Origin of the sequence: Micromonospora sp. NPDC005413 (assembly GCF_040606435.1) — a bacterium.
Classification (GTDB): Bacteria; Actinomycetota; Actinomycetes; order Mycobacteriales; family Micromonosporaceae; genus Micromonospora.
Genome location: NZ_JBEXEV010000058.1, coordinates 1 through 16,729 on the forward strand (window position 1 = coordinate 1; position 16,729 = coordinate 16,729).

General features: G+C 71.4%; 18 protein-coding genes. 8 read left to right on the forward strand and 10 right to left on the reverse strand.

Annotated elements, in window-relative coordinates:
- Positions 1-125: 125 nt before the first annotated feature.
- Positions 126-824 carry a polysaccharide deacetylase family protein gene (locus ABZS37_RS31760; RefSeq protein ID WP_355175136.1) on the reverse strand — a complete coding sequence of 233 codons (699 nt, stop codon included), beginning with the start codon at positions 822-824 and terminating at the stop codon, positions 126-128.
- A gap of 632 nt (positions 825-1,456) precedes the next feature.
- Entirely contained in the window at positions 1,457-1,651 is a 195-nt protein-coding gene (locus ABZS37_RS31765; protein WP_354997764.1) for a CsbD family protein, read from the reverse strand.
- A 155-nt stretch (positions 1,652-1,806) separates the two neighbouring features.
- On the opposite strand from ABZS37_RS31765, the gene ABZS37_RS31770 reads away from it, so the two are divergent.
- Complete coding sequence (locus ABZS37_RS31770) at positions 1,807-2,418, forward strand: histidine phosphatase family protein (RefSeq protein ID WP_355175138.1); 612 nt, start codon at positions 1,807-1,809, stop codon at positions 2,416-2,418.
- Here ABZS37_RS31770 and ABZS37_RS31775 read toward each other — a convergent pair.
- The 3 genes from ABZS37_RS31775 to ABZS37_RS31785 all read right to left on the reverse strand — a co-directional run bounded on the left by ABZS37_RS31775 (position 2,348) and on the right by ABZS37_RS31785 (position 5,217).
- Positions 2,348-2,854, reverse strand: coding sequence for an Lrp/AsnC family transcriptional regulator (locus tag ABZS37_RS31775; protein WP_355175140.1), 507 nt, complete (start codon positions 2,852-2,854; stop codon positions 2,348-2,350). The two genes, ABZS37_RS31770 and ABZS37_RS31775, sit on opposite strands and share 71 nt — an antisense overlap.
- A gap of 108 nt (positions 2,855-2,962) precedes the next feature.
- Positions 2,963-4,105 carry an acyl-CoA dehydrogenase family protein gene (locus ABZS37_RS31780; protein WP_355175141.1) on the reverse strand — a complete coding sequence of 381 codons (1,143 nt, stop codon included), beginning with the start codon at positions 4,103-4,105 and terminating at the stop codon, positions 2,963-2,965.
- Complete coding sequence (locus ABZS37_RS31785) at positions 4,102-5,217, reverse strand: Xaa-Pro peptidase family protein (RefSeq protein ID WP_355175143.1); 1,116 nt, start codon at positions 5,215-5,217, stop codon at positions 4,102-4,104. Before ABZS37_RS31785 ends, ABZS37_RS31780 begins: the two co-directional genes overlap by 4 nt.
- A gap of 208 nt (positions 5,218-5,425) precedes the next feature.
- Between ABZS37_RS31785 and ABZS37_RS31790 the strand changes: the two genes are divergently transcribed.
- Positions 5,426-6,796, forward strand: a complete 1,371-nt coding sequence (locus ABZS37_RS31790; protein ID WP_355175145.1) for a glycosyl hydrolase family 18 protein — start codon at positions 5,426-5,428, stop codon at positions 6,794-6,796.
- Between the two features lie 37 nt (positions 6,797-6,833).
- On the opposite strand, the gene ABZS37_RS31795 is transcribed toward ABZS37_RS31790, so the two are convergent.
- Positions 6,834-7,721: a winged helix-turn-helix transcriptional regulator gene (locus tag ABZS37_RS31795; RefSeq protein ID WP_355175147.1), complete on the reverse strand. Its 888-nt coding sequence runs from the start codon at positions 7,719-7,721 to the stop codon at positions 6,834-6,836.
- 81 nt (positions 7,722-7,802) lie between these two features.
- On the opposite strand from ABZS37_RS31795, the gene ABZS37_RS31800 reads away from it, so the two are divergent.
- The 3 genes from ABZS37_RS31800 to ABZS37_RS31810 all read left to right on the forward strand — a co-directional run bounded on the left by ABZS37_RS31800 (position 7,803) and on the right by ABZS37_RS31810 (position 10,385).
- A complete protein-coding gene (locus ABZS37_RS31800) occupies positions 7,803-9,077 on the forward strand; it encodes an MFS transporter (RefSeq protein WP_355175149.1) in 1,275 nt (424 codons plus the stop codon).
- 95 nt (positions 9,078-9,172) lie between these two features.
- Positions 9,173-9,400: a hypothetical protein gene (locus tag ABZS37_RS31805; protein ID WP_355175151.1), complete on the forward strand. Its 228-nt coding sequence runs from the start codon at positions 9,173-9,175 to the stop codon at positions 9,398-9,400.
- Positions 9,401-9,458: 58 nt separating this feature from the next.
- Positions 9,459-10,385 (forward strand): 5'-3' exonuclease, encoded by a 927-nt coding sequence (locus tag ABZS37_RS31810; protein WP_355175153.1) that lies wholly within the window; start codon positions 9,459-9,461, stop codon positions 10,383-10,385.
- Positions 10,386-10,409: 24 nt separating this feature from the next.
- On the opposite strand, the gene ABZS37_RS31815 is transcribed toward ABZS37_RS31810, so the two are convergent.
- The 3 genes from ABZS37_RS31815 to ABZS37_RS31825 form a co-directional block, all read right to left on the reverse strand.
- A complete protein-coding gene (locus tag ABZS37_RS31815; RefSeq protein WP_355175155.1) occupies positions 10,410-11,126 on the reverse strand; it encodes an isocitrate lyase/phosphoenolpyruvate mutase family protein in 717 nt (238 codons plus the stop codon).
- Positions 11,127-11,165: 39 nt separating this feature from the next.
- On the reverse strand, positions 11,166-11,339 hold the full coding sequence (locus ABZS37_RS31820) for a hypothetical protein (protein WP_355175157.1): 174 nt from the start codon (positions 11,337-11,339) through the stop codon (positions 11,166-11,168).
- 107 nt (positions 11,340-11,446) lie between these two features.
- Positions 11,447-11,749 (reverse strand): GNAT family N-acetyltransferase, encoded by a 303-nt coding sequence (locus ABZS37_RS31825; protein ID WP_355175159.1) that lies wholly within the window; start codon positions 11,747-11,749, stop codon positions 11,447-11,449.
- A 131-nt stretch (positions 11,750-11,880) separates the two neighbouring features.
- Here ABZS37_RS31825 and ABZS37_RS31830 point away from each other — a divergent pair, with 131 nt between their 5' ends.
- From ABZS37_RS31830 to ABZS37_RS31840, 3 genes are all read left to right on the forward strand, one after another.
- Complete coding sequence (locus tag ABZS37_RS31830) at positions 11,881-12,576, forward strand: DUF1223 domain-containing protein (protein WP_355175161.1); 696 nt, start codon at positions 11,881-11,883, stop codon at positions 12,574-12,576.
- A gap of 40 nt (positions 12,577-12,616) precedes the next feature.
- Positions 12,617-12,991, forward strand: a complete 375-nt coding sequence (locus ABZS37_RS31835) for a hypothetical protein (RefSeq protein ID WP_355175163.1) — start codon at positions 12,617-12,619, stop codon at positions 12,989-12,991.
- A 155-nt stretch (positions 12,992-13,146) separates the two neighbouring features.
- On the forward strand, positions 13,147-16,047 hold the full coding sequence (locus ABZS37_RS31840; protein ID WP_355175165.1) for a glycosyl hydrolase: 2,901 nt from the start codon (positions 13,147-13,149) through the stop codon (positions 16,045-16,047).
- A gap of 97 nt (positions 16,048-16,144) precedes the next feature.
- On the opposite strand, the gene ABZS37_RS31845 is transcribed toward ABZS37_RS31840, so the two are convergent.
- On the reverse strand, positions 16,145-16,729 hold a 585-nt coding region (locus ABZS37_RS31845), incomplete at its 5' end, for a cellulose binding domain-containing protein (RefSeq protein WP_355175167.1).

Genomic DNA, 16,729 nt, shown 5'->3' on the forward strand with positions numbered 1-16,729 from the left:
ACCCGCTACGACAAACTCGCAGTCCGCTTCCAAGCCGTCCTGACCCTCACCATCATCACCGAGTGGCTCTGACCGGCTTATGAAACACGCCTTAGATCGACGCGGCAGCGGGGGCCCGGCGGCCGTTAGGCGGGGGTCAGCACCTCGGACAACGGCGCCGGCACCAGCCCACGCTCGCGCAGCCCGGCCAGGATGTGCGGCAACGCCTCATCGGTCATCGCGGCGTTCGCCTCGGTCACATGCATGATCACCACCGAGCCGGGGCGTACGTTGTCCAGCACCGCGCGCACGAGGGGCTTCCACGCGGTGGCGAACGGGTCGCCGCTGACCACATCCCCGTCGACGACCGTCAACCCGAGCGGTGCCAACGCGTCCAGCGCCGCCGCGTTGTGGCACAACCCCGGAAAGCGGAAGTATCGGGTCTGCCGACCCCCGTACGGTTCGATCACCCGGAACGTCTTCGCCACGTCGTCGGTCATGCCCTTCGCGGGCACCCGGGGCAGGTCGTAGCAGTCGCCGGTGAACGCCAGATGCCCGTACGTGTGGTTGGCCAACTCGAAGCGCGGGTTGTCGGCGATCCGCCGGGTGAGATCCGGATACCGCTCCACCCACTTGCCCGTCAGGAAAAAGGTGGCCGGGACCTGCTCCCGCTCCAGCAGGTCCAGGATGCGCAGGTTGGCGTACGACGTGACCCGACCGGCGCGCAGGTTGCCCAGCATCCCGTCGGTCATGTCCGCGTCGAAGGTCAACGCCACCAGGTTCCCGACCCGTGGCCCGTGATCGACCACCGGTGGCCGGCTTCCCACCCGCGTCGCACCCGGCACGGCCACAACCGTCCTCTGTGGTGCGACGCTGACCGACGGCGCGGCCGAAGAAGCGGACGGGCCAACGAAGACCGGCACGGCCGGCGGTGACGCCCGGGACGCCGTGCACGCGACACTGCCGAGAACGGCCGACACAATCAGCACGCGACACAGCGGGCGAAACCGAGGCCGGATCACGACGTTGATCATCGCAGACGTGAGCGACGTTCACTGCCCCGTCGAGCCGCACGCCCGCTTCCTTGATCACCGGAACGCCCACCTAGGCCGGCAGCTGCCGCAGCCGGACACGCACCGCCTCCCGGGTCAACGTGCAACTCGCTCAACACCTCGGCCGCCGGATCCGGATGCGGCGCATCCACGATCGCCATCATCAGGTGCGCGTCCTGATCGACCTCACCACCGACGGCGTATACCTACCGTCCGCGTGGCGCCATCGGCTGGACGTGATCCCGGCTCGCGGCGGAATCGGGGCGGACGCCGTGCTCGTCCGCCCGACGGCTACCTGGCCTGGGCCGGCACCGGGACGGACGACGTCACCGAGGCGTTGCGACGGTGGTTCGGCACCGAATCAGCCGCAGCACACGACGGGTCCCCGGGCGATGGTGCGCCCGGGGACCCGTGGACCGCTCAGGTCACTTCGTGAAGGAGTCCTTCACGTTGCGGCCGGCGTCCTTGACGTTCTGACCGGCCTGCTTGGCGCGCGCGTCGCTCTGCTCGCTGGCGCCCTCGCCACGCATCCGCTCGTTGTCGGTCATGTCGCCGACGCGCTCCTTCGCGGCGCCGGCCATCTGCTCAACCTTGTTTCGTGCCTTCTCGGTGAAGCTCATCGCGCCTCCTCGGTCTGGCGGTTGTCCCCGCTCGGTTGCCCGGTTCCTGGGTGCCGAAACCGGTGGTGCCGGTCGGCACACCCGCTAAGGCGTCCTAGGAAGATAGGTTGAGGGAGTGCCGAGTGCCGACCTGGCCTCGGTGGTTAACTGACCGCATGGGAGAGCTCCTGCTGATCCGGCACGGCGAGACCACCTGGAGCGCCACCCGACGGCACACCTCGTACACCGATCTGGAGCTGACCCCCGACGGCGAGCGACAGGCCCGCACCCTCGCCGCGTTCCTGGCCGGCCGACGGTTCACGACCGTGCTGGCCAGCCCCCGCTCCCGGGCACTGCGCACCGCGCAACTGGCCGGTCTCACCGTCGACGCCGTCGACGAGGACCTCAGCGAGTGGAACTACGGCGAGTACGAGGGCCGCACCACCGTCGACATCCACTCCGACCAGCCGCACTGGAACATCTGGACCGACGGCTGCCCCGGCGGGGAGTCACCCGCGCAGGTGGGCGCCCGGCTCGACCGGGTGCTGGCCCGCGTCACCCCGCTGCTCGACCGGGGCGCCGTCGCCCTGGTCGGCCACGCGCACAGCCTGCGGGTGCTCGGCGCCCGCTGGATCGGCCTGCCCGCGTCCGCCGGCGGCCTGCTGCGGCTGGACACCGCCACGGTCAGCGCGCTCGGTCACGAGCACGAGCGGCCGGTCATCCTGCGGTGGAACCAGCCGGCTCCTCCGGCGCCCGGGACCGCGACCGACTCGGTGCCCCGACACTGATCTTCGGCGGCCGGTTCTCGTACGGGGTGGACAGCACCACCGTGGTCCGGGTGGTCACGTTCGCCGACGTGCGAATCTCCTGGAGCACCCGCTCCAGGTCCGTCGGGCTCGCCACCCGCACCAGCAGCATGTAGAAGTCCTCCCCCGCCACCGAGTAACAGGAGTCGATCTCGGGCAGGTGGGCCAGTCGCTCCGGCGCGTCGTCCGGCTGCGACGGGTCGAACGGGCGGATCGCCACGAACGCGGTCAGCGGCAGGTCCAACGCCTCGAACGAGACCCGAGCGGCGTACCCCTTGACCACCCCGCGCTGCTCCAGCCGGCGCACCCGCTGGTGCACGGCGGACACCGACAGCCCCACCCTCTCGGCCAGGTCGGTGTACGACAGACGGCCGTCAGCGGTCAGCGCGGCGACGATAGCGCGGTCGATCTCCTCCACGGCGTGCAACCTACCGGGAAAACCGTCCGACGGCGACGAGCGCCCGCCGCACCGCGCGGGCGGCGGGCCGCGGTGAACCCACCGCAGCCGCGCCACCACGCACCGTTCTCAGCCCTTGGCCAGCGCTCGGGAGATCACCATCCGCTGGATCTGGTTGGTGCCCTCCACGATCTGCAACACCTTGGCCTCGCGCATGTACCGCTCCACCGGGTGGTCGGCCACATAGCCGGCGCCGCCGAGCACCTGCACCGCGTCGGTCGTCACCCGCATCGCCATGTCGGTGGCGAAGAGCTTCGCCTTGGCCGCCTCGATCGCGTACGGGCGGCCGGCGTCGCGCAGCCGGGCCGCCGCGAGGGTCAACGCGCGGGCGGCGGAGATCTGGGTGGCCGCGTCGGCGAGCATGAAGCCGAGCCCCTGGAAGTCGATGATGGACCGACCGAACTGCTGCCGCTCCCGGGCGTAGGAGACCGCGTAGTCCAGGGCCGCCTGGGCCAGCCCGACCGCGCAGGCCGCGATGCCCAACCGGCCGGAGTCCAGGGCGGACATCGCGATGGTGAAGCCGACCCCCTCGCCGCCGATGAGCCGGTCGGCCGGCACCCGCGCCTCGTCGAAGGCGATCTGCGCCACCGGTGAGGCGCGCAGACCCATCGTCCGCTCGGCCGCCTGCGGGGTGATGCCGGGCGTGCCCGCGTCGGCGAGCAGGCAGGAGATCCCCTTCGGGCCGGACTCTCCGGTGCGGCAGAAGACGTTGTAGAAGTCGGCGGTCCGAGCGTGGGTGATCCACGCCTTGGTGCCGGAGACCAGGTACGCGTCGCCGTCGCGAACCGCCCGGGTGCTCAGCGACGCGGCGTCGGAGCCGCCCTGCGGCTCGGAGAGGCAGTACGCGCCCAGCAACTCGCCGCCGAGCATGTCCGGCAGCAGCTTGCGCTGCTCGTCACTGCCGAACGCGGCCACCGGGTAGCAGGACAGGGTGTGCACACTGACCGCCTCGGCGACCGCGAGCCAACGGCTGGCCAGGATCTCCAGCACCTGCAGGTACACCTCGTACGGCTGAGCCGCGCCGCCGTACTCCTCGGGGTAGGCCAGGCCGAGCAGGCCGGCGCGGCCGAGGGTACGCAGCACCTCGCGGGGGAACTCGGCGCGCTCCTCGAAGGCGGCGGCCCTGGGGGCGAGCTCGCGGTCGGCGAGCTCGGTGGCGAGGCCCAGCAGGTCGTGGGCCTCGTCGGTGGGGAGGATCCGGTCGACAGTCATAGTGCGATGAGCTCCGTGGGGGTGGTGTTGAGCCGTTTCACGCCGTCTGTGGTGCAGACGACGATGTCCTCGATGCGGGCGCCGTGCCGGCCTGCCAGGTAGATGCCCGGTTCGATGGAGAACGCCATCCCGGCCTCCAGGGGCCGGTCGTTGCCGGCCACCAGGTAGGGCTCCTCGTGACCGTCCAGGCCGATGCCGTGGCCGGTGCGGTGCAGGAACGCGGGGCCGTAGCCGGCGGCGGCGATCGGCTCCCGGGCCGCGGCGTCGGCCGCCGCGCCCGTGAGCCCGGGCCGCACCGCCGCGACCGCGGCGCTCTGGGCGGCCTGCAACACCGCGTAGTATTCCAGGAACTCGGCTGGCGCCGGCCCGCCCGCCACGTACGTGCGGGTGCAGTCCGAGCGGTAGCCGGACGGCATGGTGCCGCCGATGTCGACCACCACCGGCTCGCCGGCGCCGATCGGCCGGTCCGAGGTGCCGTGGTGCGGGCTGGCCCCGTTGGGTCCGGCCGCCACGATGACGAAGTCGACGGTGCCGTGCCCGGCGGCCCGGATCGCCGCGGCGATGTCGGCGGCGACCTCGGCCTCGGTGCGCCCGGGGCGCAGCCACTGCCCCATCCGCAGATGCACCTCGTCGATCGCCGCACCAGCCTCGGCGAGCGCCGCGACCTCTGCCGGGGACTTGCGGATGCGCAGCTCGCGCAACACCTCGGAGGCGAGCCGCTGCGCGGTGCCGGAAAGCGCCGCCCGTAGCGCGAGGACCTGCTCGGCCCACATCCGGTCGGCCAGCCCGACCGCCGTGACCGGGCCGTCGAGGGCGGCGACGACCAGGGGGTACGGGTCGGTGCCGTCGATGTGGTCGACGATGCGTACCCCGGTGGCCGGCGCTGGGGACGCCTCCGCGGCCGGGCGCTCCAGCCTGGGCACGATGAGGGTCGGCTCGCCCTCGGCGGGCAGCACCAGGCAGGTCAGCCGCTCCCCCGCGTGGGCGTCGTACCCGGTCAGATAGCGCAGGTCGGAGCTGGGGGTGAGCAGCAGGGCATCCAGGCCGGCAGCGGCGGTGGCGCGCTGCGCGGCGATCAGCCGATCCGGCGGATACAGCTCGTCGATTCCCACACCGCCAGCTTAACGGTCGTTTGGGGATCCCCCGAACCGGACGACGGGCGGCGACAGGCGATAAATCCACAGATGTTGATTGACGACGACAGTTAACACTCTTTAAGATTTGACTGCCTCGAGGCCCACCCGTTCCTGCGTCCCGCACCCCCCGCCCGCGACAACCTCGCGTGGGCGGGTGTCGACCCCCGCCACGGGAAGGCCCCCGATGTCCTCACCACTGCGCCGCGCCCTCGCCGCCAGCCTGCTCGCGCTGGCCACAGCCGGCGCCACCCTCACCGTCACCACCACCGCCGCGCAGGCCGTGGTGCTGCCGAACAACTTCAAGAGCGTCGGCTACATGCCCTCCTGGGCCGGCGACGTCAACACCATCCAGTACAACAAGCTCACCCACATCAACTACGCGTTCGCGCTGCCCAACAACGACGGCAGCCTGCGCCCGGTGGAGAACCCGAGCAAGCTCTCCTCGCTGGTCTCCCTCGCGCACGCCAACAACGTCAAGGTGTCGATCGCCGTCGGTGGCTGGAACGACGGCAACGACTCGGCCTTCGAGGCCCTCGCGGCCAACTCCGGCAGTCGGACCACCTTCGTCAACAACCTGGTCAACTTCGTCAACCAGTACAACCTGGACGGCGTCGACATGGACTGGGAATATCCCGACCCGGGTGCCTCGGCGAACAACTACACCCAGCTCATGACGCAGCTCGGCAGTGCGATGCACAGTCGCGGCAAGCTGCTCACCGCCGCCGTCGTCTCCGAGGGCGGCAGCGTCCAGGGCGTACAGACGGCCGTGTTCGGCCAGGTCGACTGGCTCAACATCATGGCGTACGACGGTGGCAGCCCGCACGCCAACTACGACTGGTCGATCGCCAGCATCAACCTGTGGAAGTCCCGCGGCCTGCCGGCCAGCAAGGCCGTGCTCGGGATCCCGTTCTACAGCCGCCCCGGCTACTACACCTACTCGGCGCTGGTCGCGATGGACCCGGCCAACGCCAACCGGGACTGCACCACCGCCGGCGGCGCCCAGCAGTGCTACAACGGCATCCCGACGGTCAAGCGCAAGACGCAGTGGGCGCTCGCCAACGCCGGCGGCGTGATGAACTGGGAGCTGTCGCAGGACACCGCCGGCTCGACCTCACTGGTCAGCGCCATGTACGACACCATCATGGGGGGCACCACCCCGCCGCCGACCGGTCGTACCGGCCAGATCACCGGGCTCGCCGGCAAGTGCGTCGACGTGGCCTCGGCGAGCACCGCCAACGGCGCCCCCATCCAGCTCTGGGGCTGCAACGGCACCAACGCCCAGACCTGGACGGTGGCCAGCAACGGCACGTTGCGCGCCCTCGGCAAGTGCGCCGACATCACCAACGGCTCGACCGCCAACGGCGCGAAGATCCAGCTCTGGGACTGCAACGGCAGCGGCGCTCAGGTCTGGCAGGCGCAGTCCAACGGCACGCTGCGCAACCCGCAGTCGAACAGGTGCCTGGACGCCAGCGACAACAGCTCCGCCGACGGCACCCGGCTGCAGATCTGGGACTGCTTCGCCGGCGCCAACCAGCGCTGGACGCTCCCGGCCTGACGGTGAGGCCCGCACGGTCCCCGGTCGACGCCGAGCGTCAGCCGGGGATCCCTGCGTGCTCGCGGACCACGGCGAGCATCTCGTCCACCGAGGCGGCCGGGTCGGTGACCGGGAACTGCACGGCCCGCACCACCGCCGTCGGGTCGACCAGCAGTGTCAGCCGCTTGAACCGGGTCACCCCGCCGGCGCGGAAGACGGGCAGCAGCAGCCCTGCGGCCAGTCGGCCGTCCTGATCGGACAGCAACGGAAACGGCAGCTCGGCGTACGCGGCGAAGTCGGCGAGCTGGTCCGGCCGCTGGGTGCTGATCCCGTGCACCCGCACCCCGGCGGCCTCGAAGTCCGGATGCCGCTTGGCGTAGGTGGTCGACTCCAGGGTGCAACCCCGGGCGCCCGGGATCTCCGCCCAGCCCGGCGGATAACCGCCCGTCCCCGGCGCGTACGCCCCGGGGAAGAAGTAGAGGACGCTCCACGCGTCCGTCGTCGCCAACGCGACCGGCTGGCCGTCGGGACCGGGCAGGACGACCTCGGGTAGCCGCCGCCCGATCAGGTCATGCGCCCGGCGGGTCTCGGCAGAGCCCGCATCGGCCGTCGCGGTCACCTCACCGTCACCCATCAGGTGCCTCGTCCCCCAGTCCTGCAGAGCGATCAACACTGGCAGCAAACCTTCACCCTTCCCGGTGAGCAGGTAGTCGTACCGCGGTGGGTGTCGGGAGTACGGCCGGCGCTCCAGCACCCCGTGCTCGACCAGGGCGGCGAGGCGTTCGGTCAGCGCCCGCCGGCTGACACCAAGCTCACGCTGGAGCCCGTCGAAACGGGTCGTCCCGCCGGCGACGTCGCGCACGATGAGGAACGTCCACCAGTCCCCCAGTACGCCGAGCGCCTGCGCGATGCCGCAGTCCGCATCGGCAAGATCTTCTCGCCGCACCCGCTACCTCCGTTGGTCCCGTCCCGACTATAGTCCGTTCCAGATTGGAACGCACTGGCACGACGAACGGGGGCTGACGACGTGGACGTCGGAAATCGGGCCGCAGTGTTCTGGCGCTGGTGGACCGCCGGCACGACCAGCATGGTCGGGTCGGCGGTCGGCGCGGTGGCCCTGCCGCTGACCGCGCTCACCGTCCTCGACGCCTCCGCGTTCCAGATGGGCATGGTCGCGGCGGCCAGCTACGTCGCCTGGATCGTGATCGGGCTACCCGCCGGCGTCATCGTGCAACGCCTACCGCTGCGCGGCGCCCAGGTCGGCGCCGACCTGGCCCGCGCGGTCGCCGTCGCGTCCATCCCACTGGCCTGGTGGTGGGGCCATCTCACCGTCGCCCACCTGGTGGTCACCGCGCTCGTGGTCAGTTTCGCCACCGTGCTCTTCGACGTGGCCAACTCGACCTTCCTGCCCAGCATCGTCGAACGGGAGCAGTTGCAGTCGCGCAACAGCCTCACCTCGGCCACCCACGCCGCGACCCTGCTCAGCGGCCCGTCCCTCGGCGGGCTCGCCGTGCAGGCGATCGGCGCGGTGCCCACCCTGCTCGTCGACTCGGCCAGCTATCTCGTCTCGGCGGCACTGCTGCGCACGCTGCCCGCCAGCCGCGTCGACGTGCCGGACCGCTGGCCCCCGGTCGGTGAGCTGATCCGTGAGGGCTGGCGCTTCGTCGCGTACCACCCGGTGATGGGGCCGAGCATGTGGGCCGCCACGGCGATCAACTTCGTCTGCGGCGCACAGTTCGCGCTCTTCCCGCTCTACCTGGTCCGCGAGCTGCACGCCCCCGCCGGCCTGGTCGGGGTCCTGCTCGCCGTCGAGGGGGTCGGCGCGTTGGTCGGGGCGGCACTCACCACACGGATCACCGCGCGGATCGGCACCGCCCGCGCGCTGATCGCCGCCGGATTCACCACGGTGGCCGGTGCGTTCCTGATCCCCGGGGGCACCGGCTTGCTGGCGTACGCCGCCTTCGCCGCCGGCAGCATCGTCTTCTCCCTCGGGACCGTGGTGCTCAGCGTGACCACCCGGACCTACCGGCAGATCGCCAGCCCACCCGACCTGCTGTCCCGGGTGATGGCGACCGTGCGGTTCGTCTCCTGGGGCGCGATTCCGGTCGGCGGGCTGGTCGCCGGCGCGCTGGCCGGCCCGTTCGGCGCCCGTACCACCCTGTTCGTCTTCGCGGCGACCCTGGTGTGCGCGCCGCTGGTGCTGCTGCTCTCCCCGGTCCGGCACCTGCGCGACCTCACCGACCACGACCGGGACGACGACCCCCGTCCCGCCGCGCCCACCGTCACCGTGGGCAGTCGGTGACCGCGCTTTCGCAGGGTTTCCCTGGTCGGGCGACACCGGGGTCATAGCCTGAAATCGGGGATGCCGCGCGGGCACCCCCCGACCAGGAGGACCACGTGGCAGCGAACGAGGCGAACCGGGCGGCGACACGCAGACGCCGCCAGCTGTGGGCCGGAGTCCTCGCGCTCGTGGGCCTGTTCCTGCTGATCATCGGCCTCACCGTGGCCGACGGCGTCGCGGCCTGGGTCGAGGTGGTGGTCGCGATCCTGCTGCTGGTGACCAGTTACGTCGTGCAGCACCTGGCTCGGCGGGAGACCGTCTACCGGCACGACGAGCAGCGCTGACACCGCCGACGGCCGGGCGTACCCCTGATCGTCGGAGGGCTGTGCCAGGCTGTCCGGCGTGGCACACCCATCCCCGATCCTGCTGATCGACGCACCCAGCCTCTACTTCCGGGCCTACTTCGGCATTCCGGAGTCCGCCGCCCGCGCCGAGGACGGCACCCCGGTCAACGCGGTGCGCGGCTTCCTCGACATGCTCGCCACCCTGATTCGCGGGCGCGGTGCCGACCGGATGGTCTGCGCGATGGACTACGACTGGCGGCCGGCGTGGCGGGTCGAGCTGCTGCCGTCGTACAAGGCGCATCGGGTGGCCCCCCAGGGTGGCGAGGTCGTTCCGGACACGCTCTCCCCGCAGGTGCCGAAGATCCTGGAGGTGCTGGCCGCGATCGGCATCACCGTTGTCGGCGCGACCGGCTACGAGGCCGACGACGTGCTCGGCACGCTCTCGGTGACCCAGCCGGGCCCGGTGGAGGTGGTCTCCGGCGACCGGGACCTGTTCCAGCTCATCGACGACACCCGGCCGGTCCGGCTGCTGTATGTCGGGCGCGGCGTGGCCAAGCTCGACGACTGCGACGACGCCGCGGTCCGGGCCCGCTACGGCGTGCCGGCCGACCGGTACGCCGACTTCGCCGCGCTGCGCGGCGACCCCAGCGACGGGCTGCCCGGCGTGCCGGGCGTCGGCGAGAAGACCGCCGCCCGGCTCATCGAGCGGTACGGCAGCATCGCCGGCATTCTGGCCGCCCTCGACGACTCCGACTCGTCCTTCGCACCGGGTCTGCGCACCAAGCTGGTCGCCGCCCGCGACTACCTGGACGTCGCGCCGACGGTGGTCCGGGTCGCCCTGGACGTGCCACTGCCGGAGCTGCCCACCGCGCTGCCGACCGCCCCCGTCGACCCGGACCGGCTGCTGGAGCTTGCCCAGCAGTGGAACCTGGCCGGCTCCGCCCGCCGCCTGGTGGACGCCCTCGCCGCTCGCGCCGACGCCTGACCGCCGGCCTCGCGGCGCCGGGCTTCAGGCGCGGAGCCCTGCCGCGAGGTCGCCGATCGCACCCATCGCGTACCGCTGCATCCCCGGACCGAAGGTGATGCGTGTCGCGCCCCACCGCGCCAGCTCGGCCACGGACTCCCTGTCCGGTCCGGCGACCATGTTGATCGGGCCCGTGATGCCCTCCCGCAGCACCGGGAGCACCTCCGGCGGCGCCAGGATCGGGTATATGCAGTCGGCGCCGGCGGCCGTGTACAGGCGGGCTCGTGCCACCGCGTCGGCCGGGTCACCCGTACCGACCACGAACGTGTCGACACGCGCGTTGATGAAGAGAGCATCGCCCGCCTCCGCCCGCACCTCGGCCAGCCAATCCGCGTGCCGCTGCGGGTCCTTCAGCGTGGCGTGCCCCTCGGAGTCCTCCAGGTTGCAGCCGACGGCGCCCGCCTCCAGGAGCCGCCCGACCAGCTCGCTGGGGGTGAGGCCGTAACCGCCCTCCACGTCAGCGGAAACGGGAACGGAAACGGCCCGGACGATCCGCGCCACCGCGGCGAACATGTCGTCGGGTGGGGTCGAGCCGTCCTCGTAACCGAGCGAGGCGGCTACCCCGGCGCTCGGAATGGCGAGTGCGGGGAAGCCGGCTTCGGCGAGCGCCTGCGCGCTGGCCGCGTCCCACGGCCCCGGCAGGACGAGCGGGTCGCCGGCAGCGCGGCCGTGGTGCAGGGCACGGAAAGTGGAGGCTGTCATCGTTGATGTCTCCCGAGAAGGATTCGGACGGGCGGGAGGTCAGGCGGTGTGCCCGCCGTTGGAGTCAAGCACGGCGCCGGTGATGCCGCGTCGCGCCAGGTCGTGGGCGACGCCCCTGGTGTAGCCGACCAGCCCGGCCTTGGTCGCGGCGTAGTCGGCGAGACCGGGGACGGCGCGCGCCCTGCTCGGCGCGCAGCAGGGACTCGTGTTCATGGGGCGCACCGGGCTGGACGTCGACACACCGACCGCGACCGCCCGCACCCTCGCGGCCCAGTTCCTGCCGGACGCCTGCGACCGGCCGTCGCGCCTCGTGGAGAACCCTATTTGACCTTGCGGGTCGAGCGGACCACGATGCCCTCGTACTCCGGGTGCTTGACCAGCCAATCGGCGAGGAACGGGCAGATGGGCACGACGGTCCGTCGCTTGGCCCGCGCGTCGTCCATCACCGCGCGAGCCAGCGTCGACCCGACGCCTTTGCCCTCGAACGCCGGATCGACCTCGGTGTGGGTGTAGGCGATGATGGTGCCGGTCAGCTGGTAGGTGACAACCCCGGCGACCTCACCCGCCTCGTCGCGCGCCTCGAAACGCTCCCGCGCCGGCACGTCTGTCACGGTGAACTGCACGCGACCATCCAACCACCTGACCCCGCAGCGCTCCCTGCGAGGCCGGCATGGGCGCTTCCCCGGGCGCATTGTCTCCGCCGTAACGGGGAACGCAGTGCCGCCAGCCGGAACCCGGGAGGAGACGCGCCACAATGACGAACCCCGCGACGGACGGCAGCTTCGCCGTCGTCGAGATGTTCACCTCCCAGGGCTGTTCGAGCTGCCCTCCCGCGGAGGAGGTGCTGACCGAGATCGAACGCGATGCCCGGGAGCGGGGGCAGCCCGTCTTCGCCCTCGGATTCCACGTCGACTACTGGGACGATCTGGGCTGGCCCGACCGGTTCGCGGACGCGGCGTACACCGCGCGGCAGGAGGCGTACGCCCGCGCCTTCGGCTCCGGCCGTTTGTACACCCCGCAGATGGTCGTCAACGGCACCGTCGAGTTCGTTGGTTCCGACCGTCGACGGGCGGCGGGCGCGATCGCGTCCGCCCTGATGCCGACCGCCGCCACGCCTCTCACGCTGTCCGCACCGGACCTCAGCGGGCAGCAGGTGGTGCTGGACTACCGGACCGAGCGGCCGGCGGGGCCGGCGGTGTTGAACGTGGCGATCGTGGAACGCGGTCTGGACAGCGAGATCGCCCGGGGGGAGAACGCCGGGCGGACGCTACGGCAGGACAACGTCGTACGGGCCTTCATGTCGGTGGTCCTGGACGCCGACCGGGGACGGGTGGAGCTGGCGACGCCGTCGGATCTCTATCCTCGCAATGCCGCCGTCGTCGGCTACGTGCAGCAGAACGGCAATCAGGCCGTCATCGGTGCCACGGCCATCGCGCTGTCCACCGCGTAATCTCGGCACATGCGGATGGTGCGCGGTGCAAGGGGTCTCGGTGGCTGACGCGGATGACGTACGCGCGGTGGCGTTGGCCCTGCCGGAGGCGGTGGAGATCGCCAGCGACGGCTTCGACTTCCGGGTGGCCGACAGGGGATTCGTCTGGTCCTATCCCGAGCGCGTACCGGGAAGACCGCGGGTGATCCGGCTCGACATCGCGGTGCTGTTCGTCGGTGACGAGGCCGAGAAGCAGGCTCTCCTGCTCGGGGAGCCCGACGTCTTCTTCACCGCGCCCGGCTACGGCGGCCTGCCTCTGGTGCTGCTGCGCCTGGCGCAGGTGGACCTCGAACGCCTCAGCGAGCTCGTGACCGACGCGTGGCGGATGCGCGCGCCCGAGGCGCTCCTGAGCGACGTCAACGCCGCCGGCAAATAGCGACATCAGCACGCAACGGGTTTGACACATTGACGGGGATCTCGGTACTCCACTACCGTGACCGAGAGAGCGCTCTCTCACCAGACCTTCCCCCCAATTCAGACGCAACGCGCCGGAGCCGGCACGGGCCGCACCCGGCGCGCGATGGAGGCACCATGCAACCTCCCGTCCCCCACCGCCGATGGGCCCTGGCCGCCGCCACCGCTCTGGCCCTGGTCGTCGGCGGCCTCGCGATCCCCGTCACCCGCGCAGCCGAGGCCGCACCAGTCGGTGCCGGCAGCTACACCACCACCCCGGTCGGCCCGCTCCCCAACGGCTGCGGCCCGATGTCCAGCAACCCCCGGCAGTTCGCCACCGCCAACGCGCCCGCCGGGCCGATACCCACCAACGACTGGTGGTCCTCGCTGCTGTGGAAGCGCACCGACTGCTCCTTCAGCGAGCCCCTGCACGCCCACCCGATCTCGTACGACACCTTCACCGACGGCCTCGGCTTCTCCGCCAACTCCACGCCTGCCATCAGCGGCACCGCGACCGGCGTCGGTGAATTCCACTACCCGTACGTCCAGGACATCCGGGTCGGCGTGGCCGGGCTCGGCGCACCCCTGGTCAAGGTCGACGGCTGGACCGACTGGACGGTCAGCCCTCACTGGAGCGACGGGACGCGGACCATGCGCGCCACCATCGGCCACGGCCTGCCCTTCGCGTACTTCCAGACCACCGGCGGAGACGCGGTGATCGGCACCGCCGGCACCCCCGACGTCTGGTCCAACAGCGGCGCCACCATCGGCTTCCGGGTCAATGGCCACGACTACGTCGGGTACGCGCCCAGCGGCGCCAGCTGGACCGTCGCCGGCGGCCGGATCTCCTCCGCGCTGGCCGGTCGGGGCTACTTCTCCGTCGCCCTCCTGCCCCCGACGTCGAGCGCCGCGGAGCGCGCCGACCTGGCCGCGACCTACGGCCGGTACGCGCACGCCCACGTGACCGGCACCCAGGTGTCGTACGCCTACAACCCGGCGACCAGCAGCCTGACCACCACCTACGCGTTCACCACGACCGCCCGGGAGGGGACCGCCACGCAGACCGTGGTCAGCCTCTACCCGCATCAGTGGAAGTCGCTGAGCGGGTCCACCGCGATAACTCCGACCTATCCGTCGGCGCGCGGCCAGATGAAGGTGCTCACCGGCGTCAACCAGTTCCGCACCGCCATGAAGTTCCAGGGCATCCTGCCGGAGTTGCCGGCCGTCGGCGACGGTAGCGGCGCCGACCTGGCGACGCTCAACGGCCACCTGACCGCCGCTCGCGCGAACCCGATGGACCAGCGCGGCAACGACACCTACTGGACCGGCAAGGGGCTCGGCCGGGCCGCTCGGCTCGCCGAGATCTCCGACCTGGTCAACGACACCGCGACGCGGGACAGCGCGTTGAACGCGATCCGCAGCACGCTCACCGACTGGTTCACCGCGTCCAGCGGCAAGACCAGCAGGGTCTTCTACTACGACAACAACTGGGGCACCCTGATCGGCTACCCGGCGTCGTACGGCTCCGACCAGGAGCTCAACGACCACCACTTCCACTACGGCTACTTCATCGCCGCCGCCGCGACACTGGCCAAGTTCGACCCGGCGTGGGCCGCCACCAGCCGCTACGGCGGCATGGTGGACCTGCTGATCCGCGACGCCAACAACTACCGCCGCGACGACACCCGCTTCCCGTACCTGCGCGACTTCGACATCTACGCCGGCCACGACTGGGCTTCCGGGCACGGCTCGTTCGGCTCCGGCAACAACCAGGAGTCCTCGTCGGAGGGGATGAACTTCGCCAGCGCCCTGATCCAGTGGGGGCAGGCGACCGGCGACACCGCCGTCCGCGACGCCGGCGTCTTCCTCTACACGACACAGGCCGCGGCCATCCAGGAATACTGGTTCGACGCCAGCGACCAGAACTTCCCCGCCGCCTTCGGGCACTCGACGGTCGGCATGGTCTGGGGTGACGGCGGCGCGTACGCCACCTGGTTCAGCGCCGACCCGGAGATGATCCAGGGCATCAACCTGCTGCCGGTCACCGGCGGCCACCTCTACCTGGGCAACAACCCGGCTTACGTGCGGACCAACTATGCCGAACTTGTCCGCAACAACGGCGGGCAACCGACGGTGTGGCAGGACATCCTCTGGCAGTTCCAGGCCCTCGGCGACGGCGATGCGGCGCTGGCGAACCTCCGCGCGAACCCCGGCTACACCCCGGAGGAGGGGGAGAGCCGGGCGCACACCTTCCACTGGATCCGTAACCTCGCGGCCCTGGGCACCGTCGACACGACGGTGACCGGCAACCACCCGCTGTCGGCGGTCTTCTCGCGCAACGGGGCCCGCACCTACGTGGCGTCGAACCCGACCGCGACGCCGATCACGGTGACGTTCTCCAACGGCACCAACCTCACCGTGGGAGCCGGCAAGACGGCCACCACCGGGGCGTACACCTGGAGCGGTGGCAACGCGGCCGGCGGCGTACAACCGACGCCGACGCCCACGACCACCCCACCGCCGACCACCCCGCCACCGACCACCCCGCCACCGACCACTTCACCGCCGACCACGGGCAATCCGACGCGGTACCTGCTGCCCGGGGGTGGGTTGGGCGCCGCCGGTAGCGCGGCCACGACGACGGTCGCGGCCGCCAACGGAAACCACGACGGTACGCCCACCAACCCGCAGGTCTTCACGGCGACCGGCCTCAACCTCGCCTACTCCGGCGGGCAGACCACGTTCGACCTCTTCGTGGACGCCGCCACGGCGGTCGGGAACGGCGTGCAGGTGCGGATCTCCTACGACCTCACCGGCAACGGCAGTTGGGAGCGGGTGGAGACCATGCGCTACTTCGCCACCGACCCGGTCCCCGGCTACGAGCACTACACCCAGAACGCCGGCCTGGCCTCGGCCACCGGCACGTTGGGCGCGCTGAGCAACGGCACGGTCCGGGTGGAGATCTGGTCGGCGATCGGCAACAACCCCAGCACCGTGGGCATCGGCAACCAGTCGGTGCTGCGGCTCCCGTACGCCTGATCGACCCGCACGTCGCACCACCAGGTCGGCCGGTGCGGAGGACCATGAGCTGTCCTCCGCACCGGCCACCGTGGCCGCTCAGTCAGTCATTCCGTGCTCAGCCAGCGGTGCAGGTGGGCGTCATGCCGGACCCGCTGCCATTGCCCTGGAAACCGAACTCGGTGACCTGGCCCGCACCGAGCCGGCCGTTGTAATCCACGTTGGTGAACCGCACCGTGCCAGTGGAGCCACTGGCCGAGGCGCTCCAGGTGTTGGTGACACTGGCACCACCAGGAAGCGTCATGCTGACGCTCCACCCGTTCGTACCTGCGGAACCAGCGGTCACCCGCACGGTGGCCACGAAACCGCCGGTCCACGAGTTCAGCGACACCGACGCCGAGCAACCGCCCGTCCCCGGCGGCGGCGTCGTGGGCGGCGGGGGCGTCGTGGGCGCTGGGGTCGTGGGCGCTGGGGTCGTGGGCGGCGGGGTGGAAGGCGGCGGGGTGGTGCCTCCGCCGGCATTGAGGGCGTTCAGGACGTTGGTGTACGCCGCCTTCTTGTTGCCGCCACAGTCGAACAGCAGGGCGTTGTCGGATCCGCGCCAGGAATCACAGTCCCGCACACCCCACACCGTGATGCCGGTACACCGCGAGACCGCCATGCACGCCCGGGTGACCGACCCGAAGATGCTGGCCTGGTTACC